Origin of the sequence: Paracidovorax wautersii, assembly GCF_031453675.1 — a bacterium.
Lineage (GTDB): Bacteria > Pseudomonadota > Gammaproteobacteria > Burkholderiales > Burkholderiaceae_C > Paracidovorax.
Genome location: NZ_JAVIZX010000001.1, coordinates 4,064,535 through 4,083,071, shown reverse-complemented (window position 1 = coordinate 4,083,071; position 18,537 = coordinate 4,064,535). Strand labels below are relative to the sequence as shown.

At 65.6% G+C, this 18,537-nt stretch carries 20 protein-coding genes; 8 read left to right on the top strand and 12 right to left on the bottom strand.

The window, feature by feature from the left end; all coding sequences use genetic code 11:
* Nucleotides 1–82 precede the first annotated feature (82 nt).
* On the top strand, nucleotides 83–1,735 hold the full coding sequence (locus QE399_RS18370; protein WP_309831017.1) for an NAD+ synthase: 1,653 nt from the start codon (nucleotides 83–85) through the stop codon (nucleotides 1,733–1,735).
* Between the two features lie 75 nt (nucleotides 1,736–1,810).
* Entirely contained in the window at nucleotides 1,811–2,149 is a 339-nt protein-coding gene (locus tag QE399_RS18365; RefSeq protein ID WP_092950874.1) for a P-II family nitrogen regulator, read from the top strand.
* Nucleotides 2,150–2,440: 291 nt separating this feature from the next.
* On the opposite strand, the gene QE399_RS18360 is transcribed toward QE399_RS18365, so the two are convergent.
* The 6 genes from QE399_RS18360 to QE399_RS18335 are packed head-to-tail and all read right to left on the bottom strand — an operon-like array spanning nucleotide 2,441 to nucleotide 5,997.
* On the bottom strand, nucleotides 2,441–3,034 hold the full coding sequence (locus QE399_RS18360; RefSeq protein ID WP_309831010.1) for an LOG family protein: 594 nt from the start codon (nucleotides 3,032–3,034) through the stop codon (nucleotides 2,441–2,443).
* Entirely contained in the window at nucleotides 3,027–3,428 is a 402-nt protein-coding gene (locus tag QE399_RS18355; protein ID WP_309831008.1) for a diacylglycerol kinase, read from the bottom strand. The genes QE399_RS18360 and QE399_RS18355 overlap by 8 nt, the downstream gene beginning before the upstream one ends.
* Nucleotides 3,429–3,485: 57 nt before the next feature.
* Nucleotides 3,486–4,067, bottom strand: a complete 582-nt coding sequence (locus QE399_RS18350) for an RDD family protein (protein ID WP_309831007.1) — start codon at nucleotides 4,065–4,067, stop codon at nucleotides 3,486–3,488.
* Between the two features lie 19 nt (nucleotides 4,068–4,086).
* A complete protein-coding gene (locus QE399_RS18345) occupies nucleotides 4,087–4,944 on the bottom strand; it encodes a DUF3106 domain-containing protein (protein ID WP_309831005.1) in 858 nt (285 codons plus the stop codon).
* Between the two features lie 19 nt (nucleotides 4,945–4,963).
* Entirely contained in the window at nucleotides 4,964–5,431 is a 468-nt protein-coding gene (locus tag QE399_RS18340; RefSeq protein ID WP_309831003.1) for a DUF3619 family protein, read from the bottom strand.
* Complete coding sequence (locus QE399_RS18335; protein WP_309832185.1) at nucleotides 5,428–5,997, bottom strand: RNA polymerase sigma factor; 570 nt, start codon at nucleotides 5,995–5,997, stop codon at nucleotides 5,428–5,430. The genes QE399_RS18340 and QE399_RS18335 overlap by 4 nt, the downstream gene beginning before the upstream one ends.
* 286 nt (nucleotides 5,998–6,283) lie before the next feature.
* Here QE399_RS18335 and QE399_RS18330 point away from each other — a divergent pair, with 286 nt between their 5' ends.
* The 6 genes from QE399_RS18330 to QE399_RS18305 all read left to right on the top strand — a co-directional run bounded on the left by QE399_RS18330 (nucleotide 6,284) and on the right by QE399_RS18305 (nucleotide 13,783).
* Nucleotides 6,284–8,065 (top strand): acetolactate synthase 3 catalytic subunit, encoded by a 1,782-nt coding sequence (locus QE399_RS18330; protein ID WP_309831001.1) that lies wholly within the window; start codon nucleotides 6,284–6,286, stop codon nucleotides 8,063–8,065.
* A gap of 141 nt (nucleotides 8,066–8,206) precedes the next feature.
* A complete protein-coding gene (ilvN, locus tag QE399_RS18325) occupies nucleotides 8,207–8,698 on the top strand; it encodes an acetolactate synthase small subunit (RefSeq protein WP_309830999.1) in 492 nt (163 codons plus the stop codon).
* A 79-nt stretch (nucleotides 8,699–8,777) separates the two neighbouring features.
* Nucleotides 8,778–9,794 (top strand): ketol-acid reductoisomerase, encoded by a 1,017-nt coding sequence (ilvC, locus tag QE399_RS18320; protein ID WP_309830998.1) that lies wholly within the window; start codon nucleotides 8,778–8,780, stop codon nucleotides 9,792–9,794.
* Between the two features lie 201 nt (nucleotides 9,795–9,995).
* On the top strand, nucleotides 9,996–10,829 hold the full coding sequence (pssA, locus tag QE399_RS18315; RefSeq protein ID WP_309830996.1) for a CDP-diacylglycerol--serine O-phosphatidyltransferase: 834 nt from the start codon (nucleotides 9,996–9,998) through the stop codon (nucleotides 10,827–10,829).
* Nucleotides 10,830–11,040: 211 nt separating this feature from the next.
* Nucleotides 11,041–12,579, top strand: coding sequence for a 2-isopropylmalate synthase (locus QE399_RS18310; RefSeq protein WP_309830994.1), 1,539 nt, complete (start codon nucleotides 11,041–11,043; stop codon nucleotides 12,577–12,579).
* Nucleotides 12,580–12,694: 115 nt separating this feature from the next.
* Nucleotides 12,695–13,783, top strand: coding sequence for a serine hydrolase (locus QE399_RS18305; protein ID WP_309830992.1), 1,089 nt, complete (start codon nucleotides 12,695–12,697; stop codon nucleotides 13,781–13,783).
* Nucleotides 13,784–13,880: 97 nt separating this feature from the next.
* On the opposite strand, the gene QE399_RS18300 is transcribed toward QE399_RS18305, so the two are convergent.
* The 6 genes from QE399_RS18300 to QE399_RS18275 all read right to left on the bottom strand — a co-directional run bounded on the left by QE399_RS18300 (nucleotide 13,881) and on the right by QE399_RS18275 (nucleotide 18,484).
* On the bottom strand, nucleotides 13,881–14,690 hold the full coding sequence (locus tag QE399_RS18300; protein WP_309830990.1) for an IclR family transcriptional regulator: 810 nt from the start codon (nucleotides 14,688–14,690) through the stop codon (nucleotides 13,881–13,883).
* Nucleotides 14,691–14,768: 78 nt separating this feature from the next.
* Nucleotides 14,769–15,515 carry an arginyltransferase gene (locus QE399_RS18295; protein ID WP_309830988.1) on the bottom strand — a complete coding sequence of 249 codons (747 nt, stop codon included), beginning with the start codon at nucleotides 15,513–15,515 and terminating at the stop codon, nucleotides 14,769–14,771.
* Nucleotides 15,512–16,270, bottom strand: coding sequence for a leucyl/phenylalanyl-tRNA--protein transferase (aat, locus tag QE399_RS18290; protein WP_309830985.1), 759 nt, complete (start codon nucleotides 16,268–16,270; stop codon nucleotides 15,512–15,514). Before aat ends, QE399_RS18295 begins: the two co-directional genes overlap by 4 nt.
* Nucleotides 16,271–16,295: 25 nt before the next feature.
* Nucleotides 16,296–17,300, bottom strand: a complete 1,005-nt coding sequence (locus QE399_RS18285) for an HD-GYP domain-containing protein (RefSeq protein ID WP_309830983.1) — start codon at nucleotides 17,298–17,300, stop codon at nucleotides 16,296–16,298.
* Between the two features lie 2 nt (nucleotides 17,301–17,302).
* Nucleotides 17,303–17,962 (bottom strand): retropepsin-like aspartic protease family protein, encoded by a 660-nt coding sequence (locus QE399_RS18280; RefSeq protein ID WP_309832183.1) that lies wholly within the window; start codon nucleotides 17,960–17,962, stop codon nucleotides 17,303–17,305.
* Between the two features lie 36 nt (nucleotides 17,963–17,998).
* Nucleotides 17,999–18,484, bottom strand: coding sequence for a YajQ family cyclic di-GMP-binding protein (locus QE399_RS18275; RefSeq protein ID WP_309830981.1), 486 nt, complete (start codon nucleotides 18,482–18,484; stop codon nucleotides 17,999–18,001).
* Nucleotides 18,485–18,537 lie beyond the last annotated feature (53 nt).

Genomic DNA, 18,537 nt, shown 5'->3' with positions numbered 1-18,537 from the left:
TCACGCCTGGCGCAGAGCCCCGCAGCCCGCGGCTGGCTTGGTGCGGATGACATAATCATCCGAGTCCTTTTCTCCCCTCCGTATGCCATTCGTCATCAGCATCGCCCAGTTCAATTTCGTCGTGGGCGATTTGCAGGGCAACGCCCAGAAGATCATCCAGGCTGCACGCGACGCGCATGCTGCCGGCGCACGGCTGCTGCTGACGCCGGAGCTGGCGCTGTGCGGCTACGCGGCGGAAGACCTGTACCTGCGGCCGGCGTTTCTGTCGGCCTGCGACGCGGCCCTGGCCGAGGTGGTGCAGGCGTCGCAATCGCTGCCGGGCCTGGCCATCGTGGTCGGCCACCCGCAGCGGTCGGTGGTCGCCGGCCTGGAGCGCTGCCACAACGCCGCCAGCGTGGTGCGTCATGGCCGCATCGAGCAGACCTATGCCAAGCAGGAGCTGCCCAACTACCAGGTGTTCGACGAGCGCCGCTACTTCACGCCCGGCCATGCGCCCTGCGTGTTCGAGGTGGATGGCGTGCGCCTGGGCCTGTTGATCTGCGAGGACGCCTGGTTCCCCGCCGCCGCTCAGCAGGCGAAGGACGCCGGCGCGCAGCTGCTGGTGAGCATCAACGCCTCGCCCTTCCACGTCGGAAAGAGCTCCGAGCGCGAGCAGATCATGCGCGAGCGCGTGACCGAGACCGGCCTGCCGCTGGTCTACGCCCACCTGGTGGGCGGGCAGGACGAGGTGGTGTTCGAAGGCCGCTCGTTCGCGCTGAATGCCGACGGCTTCGTCGCGTTGCGCGGCCCGGGTTTTGAGGAGAAACTGCTGTTTGCGCAGGTGGAATCAGCGCAAGATGCTATTGAAATCAAAGCGGAGGTGGCGCCCATCGCCTCGCTGGATGCCGACCTGTGGTCCGCCCTGGTGCTGGGCGTGCGCGACTACGTGGGCAAGAACGGCTTCCCCGGCGTGCTGCTGGGGCTGTCGGGCGGCATCGACTCCGCCCTGGTGCTGGCCATCGCGGTCGATGCGCTGGGCGCCGACAAGGTGCGCACGGTGATGATGCCTTCGCCCTACACGGCCGACATCAGCTGGATCGATGCCCGCGACATGGCCGAGCGGCTGAAGGTGCGTTACGACGAGATCGCCATCGCCCCGCAGTTCGAGGCCTTCAAGGCCGCGCTGGCGACCGAGTTCGCCGGGCTGCCCGAAGACACGACCGAAGAGAACCTGCAGGCGCGCATCCGCGGCACGCTGCTGATGGCGCTGTCCAACAAGTTCGGCTCGGTGGTGCTCACCACCGGCAACAAGAGCGAGATGGCCACGGGCTACTGCACGCTCTACGGCGATATGGCGGGCGGCTTCGCCGTCATCAAGGACGTGGCCAAGACGCAGGTGTTCGCCCTGGCGCGCTGGCGCAACGCCAACGACCCGTTCGGCACGGGCGCGAGCCCGATCCCCGAGCGCATCATCACCCGTCCGCCCAGCGCCGAACTGCGCCCCGACCAGAAGGACCAGGACAGCCTGCCGCCCTACGAGGTGCTCGACGCCATCGTGGCGCGCTACATGGAAAACGACGAGCCCATCGAGGCCATCATCGAAGACGGCTACGACCGCGCCGACGTGGAACGCGTCACGCGTCTCATCAAGCTCAACGAGTACAAGCGCCGCCAGGCGCCCGTGGGCATCCGCGTCACGCGGCGCAGCTTCGGCAAGGACTGGCGCTACCCGATCACGAGCAAGTTCCGCGCGTGAGCCGGCGCCCGTCTGCCCGCACGAACCGCCACGCCCCCTGACACCGCATTTCCCCCATATCCCAGGAGCCAACCCATGAAAATGATCACCGCCGTCATCAAGCCCTTCAAGCTGGAAGAAGTCCGCGAGGCGCTGGCCGAATGCGGCGTGACGGGGCTTACCGTGACCGAGGTGAAGGGTTTCGGCCGCCAGAAGGGGCACACCGAGCTGTACCGCGGCGCCGAATATGTGGTGGACTTCCTGCCCAAGGTGAAGGTCGAGGTGGTCGTCAAGTCCGACGACGTGGACCGCTGCGTGGACGCCATCGTCAATGCCGCGCGCACCGGCAAGATTGGCGACGGCAAGATCTTCGTGACCGAAGTGGAGCGCGTGGTGCGCATCCGCACGGGCGACTTGGACGACGCAGCCGTCTGACGCAGCGGCCTCCCAGGCTGGCGCGCGAGGCCCTGGCGGAGGCATTTCGACGGCCCCTGCGAATGCCCATTCCCAGAGCGGCATGGCTTCCAGACAGGTCCTTGAAACCGGCGGCTCGCCGCACCATGAGCGGGCGCTTTGCAGGCCGCCTCCGTCCCGGCGCACCTGTCCGGTCAATGGCGCGCTATTGATTCAATAGCTGATTGCGCTTGATTTCAGAGCATTCTGGACAAAAAAGTATCTGAAATGCCTGCCAGGAAATCGCAGGTAGCTATGGTTTTTGAGGCGCCCTCAGATCACCTGCCGCAAGGGGATTGAATCCGTGTTCGTGCCCGCCTCCTGCACCAGCTGGCGCATCAGCGCATCCACGTCGCTGCCCCAGGCCAGCAGGCCCATCTGCCAGTGGCTCATCAGGCCGCTGTCCACGCTGGTGCGCAGGAACTGCTGCATGCCGTCGTAGTAGCCGTCCACGTTCAGCAGGCCCAGCGGCTTGTCGTGGTAGCCCAGCTGCCGCCAGGTCCATACCTCGAACAGTTCCTCGAACGTGCCGATGCCGCCAGGCAGCGCGACGAAGGCATCGCTGCGCTCGGCCATCATGGCCTTGCGCTCGTGCATGCTGGTGACGATGTGCAGCTCGTCGCACAGCTGGTTGGCCAGCTCCTTGTCGACCAGCGCCTGCGGGATCACGCCCACCACGCGGCCCCCGGCCACGCGCGTGGCCTCGGCCACCGTGCCCATCAGCCCGCTGCGGCCGCCGCCGTACACCAGCTGCCCGCCGCGCTCGCCGATCCAGTGGCCCACGGCCGTGGCCGCTTCCGCAAAGCGCGGGTTGCTGCCGGGGCGCGAGCCCAGATAGACGCAGATGGAGAACGTGGGATCAGACATGGGGGGCAAACCTCTGGTACAGCGCTGCGGCCCAGATGCCCAGGCACAGCAGCAGACTCAATAGAACGGCGGCGCTGCCCATGTCCTTGGCGCGCTTGGACAGGTCGTGCAGCTCGGGGCCGATGCGGTCGATGGCCGACTCAATGCTGGTGTTCAGCAACTCGGTGATCATCACGATCAGCACCGATCCCGCGAGCAGGGCCACCTCGACCCAGCTGCGGCCCAGCCACACGGCGGCGGGCAGCATCACCAGTGACAGGCAGGCCTCCAGGCGGAAGGCCTTCTCGCCCCAGCCGGCCCGCAGGCCCGCCAGGGAATAACCGGCGGCATGCCAGACGCGGTTCAGCCCGGTGCGGGCCTTGTGGGGATGGGGAGCAGGGGGCAGGGAAGACATGGGAGCAAAAAACGCAATCCGCCATTGTGGCGCAGCGTGCGCCACGGGCACGGCGGGTCAGGCCGGACGCCGACGGCGCGTGTCCGGCACCTGGAAGTGGATCAGCCGCGTGCCGGCCAGCGCATCGTGCAGGAACTGGCGCTGCGGGTGGAAGCGGCTCAGCAGCGCCCAGACGAGCACCCAGCCTGTCACGATGACCGTGGTTTCGCCGCCCGACAGCTGGAACGGCGCCACGACAGCGAGCGGCGGCAGCAGCCACAGCCAGCTCAGCACGTAGCGGCCCAGTGCCCGCTTCTGGCTGATGGCGCGGCCGTCCCGGCCCACCACGCGGATGTGCCAGGTCTTCATCGCCAGGGTCTGGCCCTGGGCCCAGAACCACACGAAATAGATGCCGAACACCACGAACAGAAAGCCCTGCAGTGCGTGGCGGTTGTCCAGCGCATTGCGCGTCTGGCTCAGCGTGCCGAACAGGTAGCCCGCGATGAAGACCACGCCGAACAGCAACAGGCCTTCGTACAGCCAGCAGGCCATGCGGCGCTGGAGGGAGGGCGTGGTACCGTTGAGCGGGGAGCCCGTCCCCAGGGCTGCGGCCCCTTCGGCGGTGGATGGAGACGGGCCGGAAGGGGAGGTGGCAGGCATGGACGGCAAACGGACGGCGCTACTGGGGCGGGTGCAGGGGGGCGTCGGCGTCATCGCCCGGCGACGCCTCCAGCGGAGGCAAGGGCGCGGGCACGGCCACCGGCACGGCGATGGGCGCCGTTTCTACCACAACCGATGGCGGCGGGACCACCACGGGCAGCGCCTGTGTGACGTGGAAGTCGGCTACTGGCGGAATCTTGGGGAGGTTGGCCGGGCGCGGGGTGGCGACGGCGGCCTTGCTGGCGGCCGTCGTAGCCGCCGGCACCTTGGCCAGTTTTTTCGGGGAGACGGGGCGCAGCGCGGTCGCCGCACCGGCCGGCTTGGGCGCGGCCAAGGCCGCCACGGCGGCCAGGCGCTGCTTTTCCTCGGTGCTCAGTGCCTGGTAGGCCTCCCACTGGGCCTTGCGGCTGTCGGCCGGAAGGCGTGCGGCCGCCGCGTAGTTGAGCCGGGCCTGGCTGCGCTGCTGGGCGCTCAGGTTGGCCCAGTCGGTGATGCGCGCGACCATCTTGGTCTGCTCTTCCTCGGACAGGGAGCGGTAGCCGGCAGCCAGGTTGAGCCAGTGGCGCTTCTGGGCATCGCTGAGGAAGGCCCAGCGCTGCGCCAGCGGGTAGAGCACTTCCTTTTGCGCCGTGGTCAGCGTCACCCAGCCGGGGCCGTCTTCCTGGCGAGGCGGCTGCAGGGTCTCCACTTTGCGGCGGCTCTGCGGCGGTGTAGCCGTGTGGGTGTCGTCCAGCGCTTGCGCGGGCAGGGGCGTGCTGGGGGCGGTTCCGACCTGGTTGGCGGCCAGCCAGCCTCCCGCTGCGAGCGCGCCCAGCAAGACCACTGCCAGCACGGCGGCTGGCAGGATGCGGGGAGCGTCGGGAGGCAATGTGTGCATGCAGCAGGGGGATGGGCGCTCAGCGGCCGGGGGTGGCGCCGGCCTTGATGTATTGCACGAAGCCGGGGTCGGTGTAGGCAGAAGGCGGCAGATCGTCGGTCAGCAGGGCGGTATCGACTTCAGCCACTTCTTCGGAATTGTCGGCCATGGACGTGCTGATGAACACCAGGCCCGCGACCAAAGCCAGCAATGGTACCGCCGACACGGTGGCCCGCCACCAGTTGCCGCCCTCGCCGCCCCAGCCGCCACCAAGCATCGCAGCGCCGTCGGCCCCGACCACCACACGGGCAGGCGCCGCCTGGCGCACCGGAGCCGCCACTGGCCGTTTGCGCTTGTCCATCGCCTGCACGCGTGCCGCCCGCAGGCGCTCGGAGATGTCGTACGGCAGGTTGGCACTGCCCTCCGTCAGGCGCGCGGTCACGCGGCGCGCGAAACGGTCGGCAGCGATTTCCAGGTCCAGTTCGGCCAGGGAGGGGTGGTGGTTCATAGTTCGATTCCTTTTGCCTTCAGTGCCTTGCTGAGGGTCTGGATGGCGCGAAAGCAGTGCGTTTTCACACTGCCTTCAGAGCAGCCCATGGCGGCGGCTGTCTCTGCAACATCCATTTCCTCCCAGTAACGCATCAGGAATGCCTCTCGTTGACGCGCCGGCAGCTCTTGAATTTCGGCTTCGATGTCTTGGAACACCTGCTTGCGGCGCACCAGATCTTCCGCGCTTTGGGCGGTTTCGCCGTTTTCGGGGCCCGAATAGGCTTCCAGCAGATCGAAATCAGCGCCATCCTCGCCCGGGCCCTCGAAATCGCTCAGGCTGGAGAAGAGGGCGTTGCGGGTTTTCTGGCGCCGGAACCAGTCGAGCGTGCAGTTGGAGAGAATCCGCTGGTACAGCATCGGCAACTCGCCCGGGGGCTTGTCGCCGTAGTGTTCGGCCAGCTTGAGCATGCTGTCCTGAACGATATCCAGAGCCGCTTCCTCGTTGCGCACGTGGTAGAGCGAGCGCTTGTACGCACGCTTTTCAACGCTCTTGAGGAAGTCGGACAGTTCTCGTTCGGTAGCCAAAGGCAGCAAGCCCGCGAGGGCGGTTGGAGGGCCCCAGTATGGCGACGTTCACCACGAGCCGGGTGGGGGATTATTGCATCCGGGCTTGTATTTTTCCGTCCACAGCGGCTGTAGGACAGGATGCAATGCCATAATCCGCCTTGCAATTCAAAAGGCAAACGGGTCCCGGTCCGGCGCAGCAATCATCTCGCCCATGTCCGCGGCCTCAAGTTCCGAGTCGGCTTCACAAGAGTTCGTACAAGGAGCACCCAAGGTTTTTCGTTAGAGAAATTCGCAAAGGTTGATCATGGAAATCTCCAAGGCCGAACTCGCATCGGCAGCGGCTGCCGCTCAAGGCAACGCGGGCACCCAGGACCTCATGGGCGCCGAAATCCTCATCAAATCCCTGCAGGCCGAGAACGTCCAGTACATCTGGGGCTATCCGGGCGGCGCCGTCCTCTATATCTACGACGCGCTGTACAAGCAGGACACGATTCACCATGTGCTGGTGCGCCATGAGCAGGCGGCCGTGCATGCAGCCGACGGCTACGCCCGTGCGACCGGCGACGTGGGCGTGGCGCTGGTCACCTCCGGTCCCGGCCTGACCAATGCGGTCACCGGCATCGCCACCGCGTACATGGATTCGATCCCCATGGTGATCATCTCCGGGCAGGTGCCTACGCCCGCCATCGGGCTGGACGCCTTCCAAGAGTGCGACACCGTCGGCATCACCCGTCCCATCGTCAAGCACAACTTCCTGGTCAAGGATGCGCGCGACCTCGCGGTCACGCTGAAAAAGGCCTTTCACATCGCCCGCACCGGCCGTCCCGGCCCGGTGGTGGTGGACATCCCGAAGGATGTGTCCTTCAAGAAGGTGCCCTACCACGGCTATCCCGAGACTGTGGAGATGCGCTCGTACAACCCCGTGCGCAAGGGCCATGGCGGCCAGATCCGCAAGGCGCTGCAGCTGCTGCTGAATGCCAAGCGCCCCTATATCTATACCGGCGGCGGCGTGTTGCTGGGCAATGCCACCAACGAGCTGCGCACGCTGGTGGACATGCTGGGCTACCCCGTCACCAACACGCTGATGGGCCTGGGCGCCTATCCGGCCAGCGACCGCAAGTTCCTGGGCATGCTGGGTATGCACGGCACGATCGAGGCCAACAACGCCATGCAGAACTGCGACGTGCTGCTGGCGGTGGGCGCGCGCTTCGACGACCGCGTGATCGGCAACCCCAAGCATTTCGCACAGAACGATCGCAAGATCATCCACGTGGACATCGACCCTTCGTCGATCTCCAAGCGGGTGAAGGTCGACATTCCGATCGTGGGCGACGTCAAGGACGTGCTGACCGAGCTGATCTCCATGATCCGCGAGACCCCCACGCGCCCCGACGCCGGCGCCCTGGCCGCCTGGTGGGACCAGATCGAAGGCTGGCGCAGCCGGGACTGCCTGAAGTACGACCGGGGCAACCAGGACGTGATCAAGCCGCAGTTCGTGGTCGAGACGCTCTGGAACATGACCAAGGACGCCGACGCGTATGTGACGTCCGATGTGGGCCAACACCAGATGTGGGCCGCGCAGTACTACCGTTTCGACGAGCCGCGCCGCTGGATCAACTCCGGTGGCCTGGGCACCATGGGTGTGGGCCTGCCCTATGCCATGGGCATCAAGCTGGCCAAGCCGCAGGCCGAGGTGTTCTGCATCACGGGCGAGGGCTCGATCCAGATGAACATCCAGGAGCTGGCCACCTGCCGCCAGTACGAAACACCGGTCATCATCTGCGCGCTGAACAACCGCTACCTGGGCATGGTGCGCCAGTGGCAGGAGATCGAATACTCCGGCCGCTACAGCCACAGCTACATGGATTCGCTGCCCGACTTCGTGAAATTGGCCGAGGCCTATGGCCACGTCGGCATGCTGATCGAGCGTCCCGAAGATGTGGAGCCTGCCCTGCGCGAGGCGCGCCGCCTCAAGGACCGCACCGTGTTTATCGACTTCCGCACCGACCCCACCGAGAACGTGTTCCCGATGGTTCAGGCGGGCAAGGGCATCACCGAAATGCTGCTGGGGTCGGAAGACCTTTGAGGTAAATCGGCCTGCGGCGCTTGTCCATCAAGCGTCAATAGCTATCGAATAGATAGCATTCACTTTTGACGAATCTATTGTCTGCCAAGCCCGACGCTTACCGGCGCCGGGGGAGGGCAGCGAAAAGAGGAATCTGCACTTATGAAGCACATCATCGCTGTCCTGCTGGAGAACGAACCCGGCGCGCTGTCGCGCGTGGTCGGACTGTTCTCCGCGCGGGGCTACAACATCGAATCGCTGACCGTGGCGCCCACCGAGGATGCCTCCCTGTCGCGCATGACGATCCAGACCCATGGTTCGGAGGACGTGATCGAGCAGATCACCAAGCACCTGAACCGCCTCATCGAGGTCGTCAAGGTGGTCGACCTGACCGAGGGCGCCTACACCGAGCGCGAGCTCATGATGGTGAAGGTGCGCGCTGTGGGCAAGGAGCGCGAGGAAATGAAGCGCATGGCGGACATCTTTCGCGGCCGCATCATCGACGTGACGGAAAAGAGCTACACCGTCGAGTTGACGGGCGACCAGTCCAAGAACGACGCCTTCCTGCAGGCGATCGACCGCACCGCCATCCTAGAGACTGTGCGCACCGGTGCCAGCGGCATCGGCCGCGGCGAGCGCATCCTGCGTGTCTGATCTGCACGCCTACGCACCGCGCATTCCTCACCCGAATATCTCAATACCCACCCATCAACTGATTCAACCTGGAGCCAACATGAAAGTTTTCTACGACAAAGACACCGACCTCAGCCTGATCAAGGGCAAGACCGTGGCCATCATCGGCTACGGCTCGCAGGGCCATGCCCACGCACAGAACCTGAACGACAGCGGCGTGAAGGTGGTGGTCGGCCTGCGCAAGGGCGGTGCCTCGTGGGACAAGGTCGGCAAGGCCGGCCTGAACGTGCTGGAAGTCAACGACGCCGTGAAGGCCGCTGACGTGGTCATGATCCTGCTGCCCGATGAAGACATCGCAGCGGTCTACAAGAACAACGTCGAACCCAACATCAAGCAAGGCGCTTCGCTGGCCTTCGCCCACGGCTTCAACGTGCACTACAACCAGGTCGTGCCCCGCGCCGATCTGGACGTGTGGATGGTCGCCCCCAAGGCCCCCGGCCACACCGTGCGCAACACGTACACCCAAGGCGGCGGCGTGCCCCACCTGGTGGCTGTGCATCAGGACAAGTCCGGCAAGGCCCGTGACCTGGCCCTCTCCTACGCCGCAGCCAACGGCGGCGGCAAGGCCGGCATCATCGAGACCAACTTCAAGGAAGAAACCGAGACCGACCTGTTCGGCGAGCAAGCCGTGCTGTGCGGTGGTGCCGTCGAGCTGATCAAGATGGGTTACGAAACCCTGGTCGAAGCCGGTTACGCCCCTGAAATGGCCTACTTCGAGTGCCTGCACGAACTCAAGCTCATCGTGGACCTGATCTACGAAGGCGGCATCGCCAACATGAACTACTCGATCTCGAACAACGCCGAGTACGGCGAGTACGTGACGGGCCCCGAAGTGATCAACGCCCAGTCGCGCGAAGCCATGCGCAACGCCCTGAAGCGCATCCAGAACGGCGAATACGCCAAGATGTTCATCCAGGAAGGCCGCCTGAACTACCCGTCGATGACGGCCCGTCGCCGCAACACGGCCGACCACAGCATCGAAGTGGTGGGCAACAAGCTGCGCGCCATGATGCCCTGGATCGCCAAGAACAAGCTGGTCGACCAGACCCGCAACTGATCCGTTGTCGACAGCTGCCCGGCATTGCCGGGCTCCGAAAGGCCACCGAAAGGTGGCCTTTTTTGTTCGCCACGCGCAGGAAACGGCTGCGACGCGGCCTACACTGCGGGGCCTCGCAGCCGTGCGCAAGGTCGCGGCAGGGAGGTACTACGATTTTGATAGCTGCTTGCGCTTGATATCCAAGCGCTGGAGAGTGATTTGATGCAGAAGAACAATGAGCACACCGGGGAGCCGGGGGTGATGGTGCGCAAACGGCGCAAGGGCATCTACATCCTGCCCAACCTGTTCACGCTGGCGGCCCTGTTCGGCGGCTTCTACGCGGTCGTGATGGCCATGGACGGCCGCTTCGACATGGCGGCGGTGGGCGTGTTCTGCGCCATGGTGCTCGACAGCCTGGACGGGCGCGTGGCACGCATGACCAACACGCAGAGCGCGTTCGGCGAGCAGATGGATTCGCTGTCCGACATGGTGTCCTTCGGCGCGGCGCCGGCGCTCATCGCCTATGAATGGTCGCTGCGCGGCCTGGGCCGCTGGGGCTGGATCGCGGCCTTTGTCTACTGTGCCTGCGCCGCATTGCGACTGGCGCGCTTCAACGTGAACACGGGCGTGGTGGACAAGCGCTACTTCCAGGGCCTGCCGTCGCCTGCCGCTGCCGCGTTGGTGGCCGGCTTCATCTGGCTGATGACCGAGTTGGGCGTGCGGCCGGACGAGGACGGCTGGCTCAGCTGGGCGCAGGTGACGTGGATCATGTTCGCCTTCACGCTGTATGCCGGTCTCACCATGGTGACCAACGTGCCGTTCTATAGCTTCAAGGACATCCAGATGAAGAAGAGCGTGCCCTTCGCCGTGATCGTGCTGATCGCGCTGGGCATCGCCATCATCAACATCCATCCGCCCACCGTCCTGTTCAGTATCTTCGTGCTGTACGGCCTGTCGGGCTACGCGGTATACGCATGGCGCAAGGCCAAGGGCCAGCACAGCAGCGTCATCAGCATGTCCACCGACGAGCCGGACGAGCGCGGCCTGCACAAGTGAGCCATGCGGCATGGCCGCAGGGCCCGTGTGCTACATTGCACGCCATGAACACGCCCTCGTTCGCGCTACTGCTAACCCCTTGCGGGCTGAGACGGTAGCGCACGCGCAGACGCTGTTTCAAAAAGGCCCGCATGCACCCGCAGCGGGCCTTTTTGGTTTGTGCGCCAGATTTCCCGCGTTGCGGACCATCCCACAGTCCAGGAGAACATCGATGACCGACAAGCTGATCATTTTCGACACCACTTTGCGCGATGGGGAACAGTCGCCCGGCGCGTCGATGACCAAGGACGAAAAGCTGCGCATCGCGCGCCAGCTCGAGCGCCTGAAGGTGGATGTGATCGAGGCGGGCTTCGCTGCTAGCTCTAACGGGGATTTCGAGGCGGTGCAGTCCATTGCGCAGGCCATCAAGGATTCGACGATCTGCTCGCTGTCTCGCGCCAACGACCGCGACATCGCGCGTGCCGCGGAGGCGCTCAAGGGCGCCAACAGCGCGCGCATCCACACCTTCATCGCCACCAGCCCGCTCCACATGGAGAAGAAGCTGCGCATGACGCCCGAGCAGGTGCTGGAGCAGGCCAAGCAGTCGGTGCGCTTTGCACGCAACCTGGTAGGCGATATCGAGTTCAGCCCTGAGGACGGCTATCGCAGCGATGTGGACTTTCTCTGCCGTGTGCTGGAGGCCGTGATCGCCGAGGGCGCCACCACCATCAACGTGCCCGACACAGTGGGCTACGCCATTCCCGAGCTCTACGGCCACTTCATTAAGACGCTGCGCGAGCGCATTCCCAACTCCGACAAGGCCATCTGGTCGGTGCACTGCCACAACGACCTGGGCATGGCCGTGGCCAATTCGCTGGCCGGTGTGAAGATCGGTGGAGCGCGCCAGGTCGAATGCACCATCAACGGTCTGGGTGAGCGTGCGGGCAACTGCTCGCTCGAAGAGGTTGTGATGGCGGTGAAGACCCGCAAGGACTACTTCAACCTCGACCTGAACATCGACGCCCAGCACATCGTGGCGGCCAGCCGCATGGTCAGCCAGACCACCGGTTTCGTGGTGCAGCCCAACAAGGCGGTGGTGGGGGCCAATGCCTTTGCGCATGCCAGCGGCATCCACCAGGACGGGGTGCTGAAGGCCCGCGATACCTATGAGATCATGCGCGCCGAGGATGTGGGCTGGTCGGCCAACAAGATCGTGCTGGGCAAGCTCAGCGGGCGCAATGCCTTCAAGCAGCGCCTGCAGGAACTGGGGGTTCAGTTGGACAGCGAAGGCGAGATCAACGCAGCCTTTGCGAAGTTCAAGGAGTTGGCGGACCGCAAGAGCGAGATCTTTGACGAAGATATCCTTGCGCTGGTGAGTGACGAAAGCGTGACGACCGAGAAGGAACAATACGGTTTCGTCTCACTGGCCCAGCACAGCGAAACTGGCGAGCGCCCCCAGGCACGGATCGTGTTCACGGTGGCCGGCAAGGAAGTGCAGAGCAGTTCGGACGGCAACGGCCCGGTGGATGCGTCCATGAAAGCGATCGAGTCGCATGTGAAGAGCGGCGCTGAAATGGTGCTGTATTCGGTGAATGCCATCAGCGGCTCGACCGAGAGCCAGGGGGAGGTCACCGTGCGGCTGCAGAGCAGCGGACGGGTAGTGAATGGCGTGGGCGCCGACCCGGATATCGTGGTCGCGTCAGCCAAAGCGTACCTCAGCGCGTTGAACAAGTTACAAAGTAAAGCCGACCGTGTCGCAGCACAAGGTTGAGCTGCGAATTTATAATTCACTCACTTTCTAGAAGAGTCGCGCAAGATATTGATCTTGCGCGACTTTTTTTGATTAAGTACACTGCCACACACTTTTTGCTGCCTGGAGCATTCAGATGCAACCCCGACCCCGCATCGCCACCCGTTTCTTCCACGCGCTGGCTCTCGCCACCTTGTCCTGTTCGCTGATCGCGCCCGGGGTGCATGCGGGGGAGCGCAAAAGGGCACCGGCGAAGAAGGAAGTGGTCGCCAAGAAGTCTGTGGTCCGCAAGGCAGCGGTGGTGGACCGCAAGGCCGTCACCCGCGTGAAGGCCACGCGCGTCATGGCCAAGAGCGCCAAGGCGCCTGCCCGCGTGGCGGCCGTGGTGCCTGAACGCCTCTCCTTTGGCCAGATCGCCGGCCTGCACCAGGTGGTGGACCCGCTGGACCTGAAATCGAGCGTGGCCCTGGTGATGGACCAGGACACGCATGAGGTGCTGCTGAGCAAGAACGACCACGCCGTCCTGCCCATCGCCTCGATCACCAAGCTCATGACCGGCCTGCTCATTTCGCAAGCCCGCCTGCCGATGGACGAAGCCATCACCATTACGCAGGACGATGTGGATACCGAGAAGTTCAGCAGCTCTCGGCTGGCCGTGGGCACAACGCTCACGCGCGGCGAACTTCTGCACCTGGCCCTGATGGCCAGCGAGAACCGGGCTGCCCACGCACTGGGCCGCACCTTCCCCGGCGGCATGGACGTGTTCGTGGCGCAGATGAACGCCAAGGCCCGCCTGCTCGGCATGACGGAAACCCGTTACGTGGAGCCGACCGGCCTGTCGAGCCGCAACCAGTCCAGCGCGCGCGACCTGGCTACGCTGGTGAACATCGCCCATGGCGATCCGCTGCTGCGTGAACTGACCACCTCGCCGAGCTATGAAGTGGCCGTGGGCCGTCGCTCGGTGCAGTTCAACAACACCAACCGCCTGGTGAAGAGCCCCGCCTGGGATATCGGCCTGCAGAAAACGGGTTACATCTCCGAGGCGGGCCGCTGCCTGGTCATGCAGGCGCAGGTCTCGGGCCGCAAGCTCATCATGGTGTTCCTGGATTCGGCCGGCAAGTTCAGCCGCCTGGGTGATGCCGAGCGCGTTCGCAACTGGGTGGAGAAGACGCCCTCCATCGGCAGTGCGCCCACGCTGCACGCCGGCACCGACGTCAAGGGCTGAACCGCCCCGAGGTCTGTGCGCCGGGTGCACACCGTACCAGTGAAAACGGCCTCCTCGGAGGCCGTTTTGCATAACGGCTTCGCGCCGGCCGTGCGCTTCAGTTGAGGGGGCCGGTCAGCGATGTGCGGTGCCCCTGCGTGTACCCCAGCGCTTCGGAAATCTCGTTGGCCGTGGCCTGCAGCTTGGGGAGCCAGCCTTCGTCCAGCCGATCGGCCGGTGCGGAAATCGACAGGCCGGCCACCAGCTGGCCCTGGTCGTCGTAGACACCGGCAGCCATGCAGCGCACCCCCAGCTCCAGTTCCTCGTTGTCCCGGGCGATGCCGTATTGCCGTGCCTTGCCCAGTTCCCGCTCCAGCAGCGGCAGCTGGGTGATGCTGTTGCGCGTGTGGCCGGACAAGCCCGTGCGCGTGGCATAGGCCCGCACGCGCTGCGGGTCGTCCGCCGCCAGGAACAGCTTGCCCGTCGAGGTGAGGTGCAGCGGGGCCCGGCCGCCGATGGCGCGGACCACCTGCATGCCGGAGCGTTCGCTGTAGGCCCGCTCCACGTAGACGATCTCGTCACCTTGGCGCATGCTCAGGTTGACGGGCTGCTGGATCAGCTTGTGCAGTTGCCGCATGGGCAGCAGTGCGGCGTCACGTACGCTCAGGCGCGCCTTGACCAGATTGCCCAGTTCGAGCAGGCGCATGCCCAGCCGGTAGCTACCGGACTCCGGGCGGTCGACGAAGCGGCCGATGGTCAGGTCATTGAGGATGCGGTGCGCAGTCGAGGGATGCAGGCCCGTGCGTTCGCTGATCTCCTTGAGCGAGATGGCGTCCTCGCGCGAGGCCAACACATCGATGAGCGTGAACATGCGCTCCAGCACCTGCACGCTGGGCTTGGAAGGGACATCGGACTGGTGTTTCTTCATGGCGACCCGTTGGCTTGGCAAAGTGCGGCCATTTTACTTGGTGAAATCCGGGCGCGCTGAGTGCAAGCGCGCCGGCGCTCAGCGGGACGCTGTGCCGGGCGTCCATTCGCCGTTGAGACGGACCTCGTGTGGGCCGAAGCGCGACTTGTAGTTCATCTTGGGACTGTCTTCGATCCAGTAGCCCAGGTACACGTAAGGCAGGCCCAGCGTGCGCGCCTGCTGGATCTGCCACTGGATGTTGAAGGTGCCGTAGCTGGCGGTAGGCTCGGGCTCGTAGAACGTGTATACGGCGGAGAGCCCGTCTTCCAGCACGTCGAGAATGGACACCATCTTGAGCGCGCCCAGCGTGCCGTCGTCCGTGCGCTCCCTGAATTCGACCAGCCGGGAGTTGACCCGGCTTTGCAGCAGGAACTGGGTGTACTGGTCGATGCTGTCGTGGTCCATGCCGCCGCCCGAGTGGCGCGAGTTCTGGTAGCGCAGGTACAGCTGGTAATGCTCGGGCACATAGCCCAGCCGCAGCACGCGCGCCTCCAGATGCGCATGGCGCGCCCACGCCCGGCGCTGGCTGCGGTCCGGCCGGAAGGCCCCGGCCAGCACCCGCAGCGGGGTGCAGGCCTGGCAGCCGTCGCAGTACGGCCGGTAGGTGAACATGCCGCTGCGCCGGAAACCCCGGGCGACCAGGTCCGAATAGACGCTGTTCTGGATGAGGTGGCTGGGGGTGGCGACCTGCGAGCGTGCCTGCTTGCCCGGCAGGTAGCTGCAGGGGTAGGGTGCAGTCGCATAGAACTGCAACGTTTGCAGGGGGAGGTCGTTGAGTTGCGTCACACCGCAGGCACCGGGGAGGACAGAAGCGCGTTCCAGTATACGGGGTCGAATTTCCAGGGTACGGGCGGCGATTTCTGGGCCTGCGCGATGTGTTGCAGAAAGGCTTCGCGCGTAATCTCCCGTGCGCCCAGCGATGCCAGGTGGCGGGTGTTCTGCTGGCAGTCGATGAGTTCGACGCCTTCATGGCGGCACAGTCCCACCAGGGCCGCCAGCGCGATCTTGGACGCATCGGTGGCATGGGCGAACATGGATTCGCCGAACACCGCCCGGCCGATGCCGATGCAGTACAGGCCGCCCACCAACTGCCCGGCCTTCCAGGTTTCCACGCTGTGGGCGTAGCCGTGGGCATGCAACTCCTCGTAGGCCTGCACCATGGCGGGCACGATCCACGTGCCCGACTGGCCCGCCCGGGCCGTGGCCGAGCAGGCATGGATCACAGCGCTGAAGTCGCTGTCGATACGGATCTCGCAGTCTGCCGCGGTGCGGAAGTGCTGCAGCGTGCGCCGCAGCGACCGGTGCAGTTTGAACTCTGCCACGTGCAGCACCATGCGGGGGGCCGTGCTCCACCACAGCACCGGCTGCCCTTCGCTGAACCAGGGGAAGATGCCCTGCGCGTAGGCGTCGCGCAGATGGCGCGCGTCCAGCACGCCGCCCGCGGCGAGCAGTCCGGGGGCCGGCGTGTCATCGCCCCAGGCGAGTGCGGGCGGCGGAAAGGGGTCGTCCGGTCCGAGCCAGGGCAGGGCAGCGGTGCTCATGGGCGATGCGATCGAGATGTCTGCGTCAGAGCACCGGCGTGGGGCCGCCCTGCGCCGCATACAGGCCGAGCCGCACCATGGTGCGATGGTCCGGTTCCACGGCAACGGCCGAGCGCGCCAGCGCGGCCTGGATGCGCGGCCGGCCCTGGGCCGTCTGGTACAGGCCGGGCTGGGGGCGTTGCCCTCCGCGAGCGTCCAGCAGGCTGGCCACCAGCGGGAAGTTGGCCTTCTCGCTGCGGCGCAGTACGACGGCCGTTTCGCCGTTGTCCAGCCGCACGAAGGTGCCGGGCGGGCACAGGCCGACGGTCCGCACCAGCGCAAAGCCCACTTCGTCCTGGGCGTCCACATCCTGACCGACGATGGCGCGCACCGAGTCGGTCACGCTGCGGCCGGCGCGGGATTTGCGCGGGCTGATCATGGCGGCGTAGCGATCGATGGTGCCGAGGATCCGTCCCAGCCGCTCCGGGGGGGGCAGCCGTGCCAGAGGCTCGCTCTCGGCCTGCCGTTGGTGGTGGCGGGCGACCACGTCCAGCCACAGGTCGTCCGCGATGCCCAATTCCTCGAGCAATTCCTGGCTGTGCTGCGGGTGGGTGTCGATGGCTTCCTGCTGCGCCGCGCTGGGGCGTTCGCGCTGGTGGGCCAGTTCGTCCTGCAGCGCCGTCATGCCGATGTTCATGGTGAACGCCGCACGCACCAGTGATACCCGTTCGTGAGGGGGCAGGTGCAGCTCCTGTGCAAGGATGTGGCACAGCGTGCCGCAGACCAGCGCGTGGGCAGCGCTGTACCCGACGGTCGAGGTCGAGGCGAGCTGGAACATGAGATACAGCGCTGCGTCGATGTCATGCGCCACCAAGTCCTGAAGCCACTGGTCGCACTGGCGCACCTTGGCGCCGAAATCCTGGACGTGCTGCGGCCTGGCCAGCAGAACGGACAGTGTCGACTCCAGATCCGACCAGAGCCCGAGCAGATCCTCGTAGTCGCTGTCCGTGCGCTCGGTGGACGGAAGCAGGGCGGCCAGGGTGGATCGCATGGCTAGCGGCGCCTCTCCAGCACCATCTCGCTGCGCGAACGGGTCATCTGGAATTCGGCGAGCATGCTGTTGCCCAGCAGAACGAAGGGCATGGCCTGGGGCGTGACCACCGCGTCGACCCCATACACATCGACGTCGCCGATGCGCACGGTGTCGAGCTTGATGCGCCAACCCTGCACCTGACCGTTGGCCGTACTGAGCAACACCGGCTGGCCGCTGCGAAAGGCCAGGCCCAAGCGCTCGGCATCGGGCTGGCCGATGGCCACCAGGCTGGCGCCGGTATCCACCATGTACTGCATGAAGCGACCGTTGATCGCGCCGCCGCCGCCGAAATGGCCCGTGCTGTCGGCGCGCAGAACGACGCGCTGGCCGGCCGTGCTGGAGCGGACACTGACCGGTGCCTCGCCCATCAGCAATCTGCGCCGTTGGCCGGCCACTTCGACTGTGGCGTACTCCCGGCCCACCGCCACCACGGTGACGCCCTGGTGGCTTTCGCCTGCCGCCAGGGCGCGCGGTGCCGAACCATCGACCACCAGCAGCGCCTTGCTGCCCAGAATGCCGCTGAGCGCCACGGCCTGCGCCAGCGCCGCTCCCGGGCCGGCCAGCGCGGCCACACCCAGCGCAGCGGCGACGATCCACTGGAGGGGCGAGCGGGCGGTCATGCCGAAGGCGGGCCGGGCGGGAGGGGGCAAGCGAGATCAGTCGCGGAAGTTGTCGAACGACAGCGGAATGTCGTTCACTTCCTTGCGCAGCAGGGCCATGGCGGCCTGCAGATCGTCGCGCTTGGCTCCGGTCACGCGCACCTTCTCTTCCTGGATGGCGGCCTGCACCTTGAGCTTGCTTTCCTTGATCAGCTTCTGGATCTTCTTGGCCAGCTCGCTCTCGATGCCGTTGCGCACCTTCAGCACCTGCTTGACCTTGTCGCCGCCGATCTTCTGCACATCGCCGATGTCCAGGAAGCGCACATCCACTTCCTGCTTGGTCAGCTTGTTGCGCAGCACGTCCTGGATCTGCTCGAGCTGGAACTCGGCATCACCGATCAGGGTGATCTCCTTGTCCTTGATCTCGATGGCGGCGGCGGTGCCCTTGAAATCGAAGCGCGTGCCGATTTCTTTGGCGGTGTTTTCTACGGAGTTCTTGACCTTGACCAGGTTGGCTTCGCAGACGGTATCAAAAGAAGGCATGGCATCACTCTCGGAAACTAGGGAGGAACCCGACCCGGGAACAGGGCGGGTGC

Coding starts and splice junctions, on each gene's coding strand:
- QE399_RS18310 (WP_309830994.1), top strand. CDS start 11,041: ATGACCGACAAGCTGATCATTTTCGACACCACTTTGCGCGATGGGGAA.
- ilvC (WP_309830998.1), top strand. CDS start 8,778: ATGAAAGTTTTCTACGACAAAGACACCGACCTCAGCCTGATCAAGGGC.
- QE399_RS18355 (WP_309831008.1), bottom strand. CDS start 3,428: ATGTCTTCCCTGCCCCCTGCTCCCCATCCCCACAAGGCCCGCACCGGG.
- QE399_RS18280 (WP_309832183.1), bottom strand. CDS start 17,962: ATGACCGCCCGCTCGCCCCTCCAGTGGATCGTCGCCGCTGCGCTGGGT.
- QE399_RS18340 (WP_309831003.1), bottom strand. CDS start 5,431: ATGAACCACCACCCCTCCCTGGCCGAACTGGACCTGGAAATCGCTGCC.
- pssA (WP_309830996.1), top strand. CDS start 9,996: ATGCAGAAGAACAATGAGCACACCGGGGAGCCGGGGGTGATGGTGCGC.
- QE399_RS18365 (WP_092950874.1), top strand. CDS start 1,811: ATGAAAATGATCACCGCCGTCATCAAGCCCTTCAAGCTGGAAGAAGTC.
- QE399_RS18345 (WP_309831005.1), bottom strand. CDS start 4,944: ATGCACACATTGCCTCCCGACGCTCCCCGCATCCTGCCAGCCGCCGTG.
- QE399_RS18350 (WP_309831007.1), bottom strand. CDS start 4,067: ATGCCTGCCACCTCCCCTTCCGGCCCGTCTCCATCCACCGCCGAAGGG.
- QE399_RS18285 (WP_309830983.1), bottom strand. CDS start 17,300: ATGCGATCCACCCTGGCCGCCCTGCTTCCGTCCACCGAGCGCACGGAC.
- QE399_RS18370 (WP_309831017.1), top strand. CDS start 83: ATGCCATTCGTCATCAGCATCGCCCAGTTCAATTTCGTCGTGGGCGAT.
- QE399_RS18275 (WP_309830981.1), bottom strand. CDS start 18,484: ATGCCTTCTTTTGATACCGTCTGCGAAGCCAACCTGGTCAAGGTCAAG.
- QE399_RS18330 (WP_309831001.1), top strand. CDS start 6,284: ATGGAAATCTCCAAGGCCGAACTCGCATCGGCAGCGGCTGCCGCTCAA.
- QE399_RS18360 (WP_309831010.1), bottom strand. CDS start 3,034: ATGTCTGATCCCACGTTCTCCATCTGCGTCTATCTGGGCTCGCGCCCC.
- QE399_RS18305 (WP_309830992.1), top strand. CDS start 12,695: ATGCAACCCCGACCCCGCATCGCCACCCGTTTCTTCCACGCGCTGGCT.
- ilvN (WP_309830999.1), top strand. CDS start 8,207: ATGAAGCACATCATCGCTGTCCTGCTGGAGAACGAACCCGGCGCGCTG.
- QE399_RS18300 (WP_309830990.1), bottom strand. CDS start 14,690: ATGAAGAAACACCAGTCCGATGTCCCTTCCAAGCCCAGCGTGCAGGTG.
- aat (WP_309830985.1), bottom strand. CDS start 16,270: ATGAGCACCGCTGCCCTGCCCTGGCTCGGACCGGACGACCCCTTTCCG.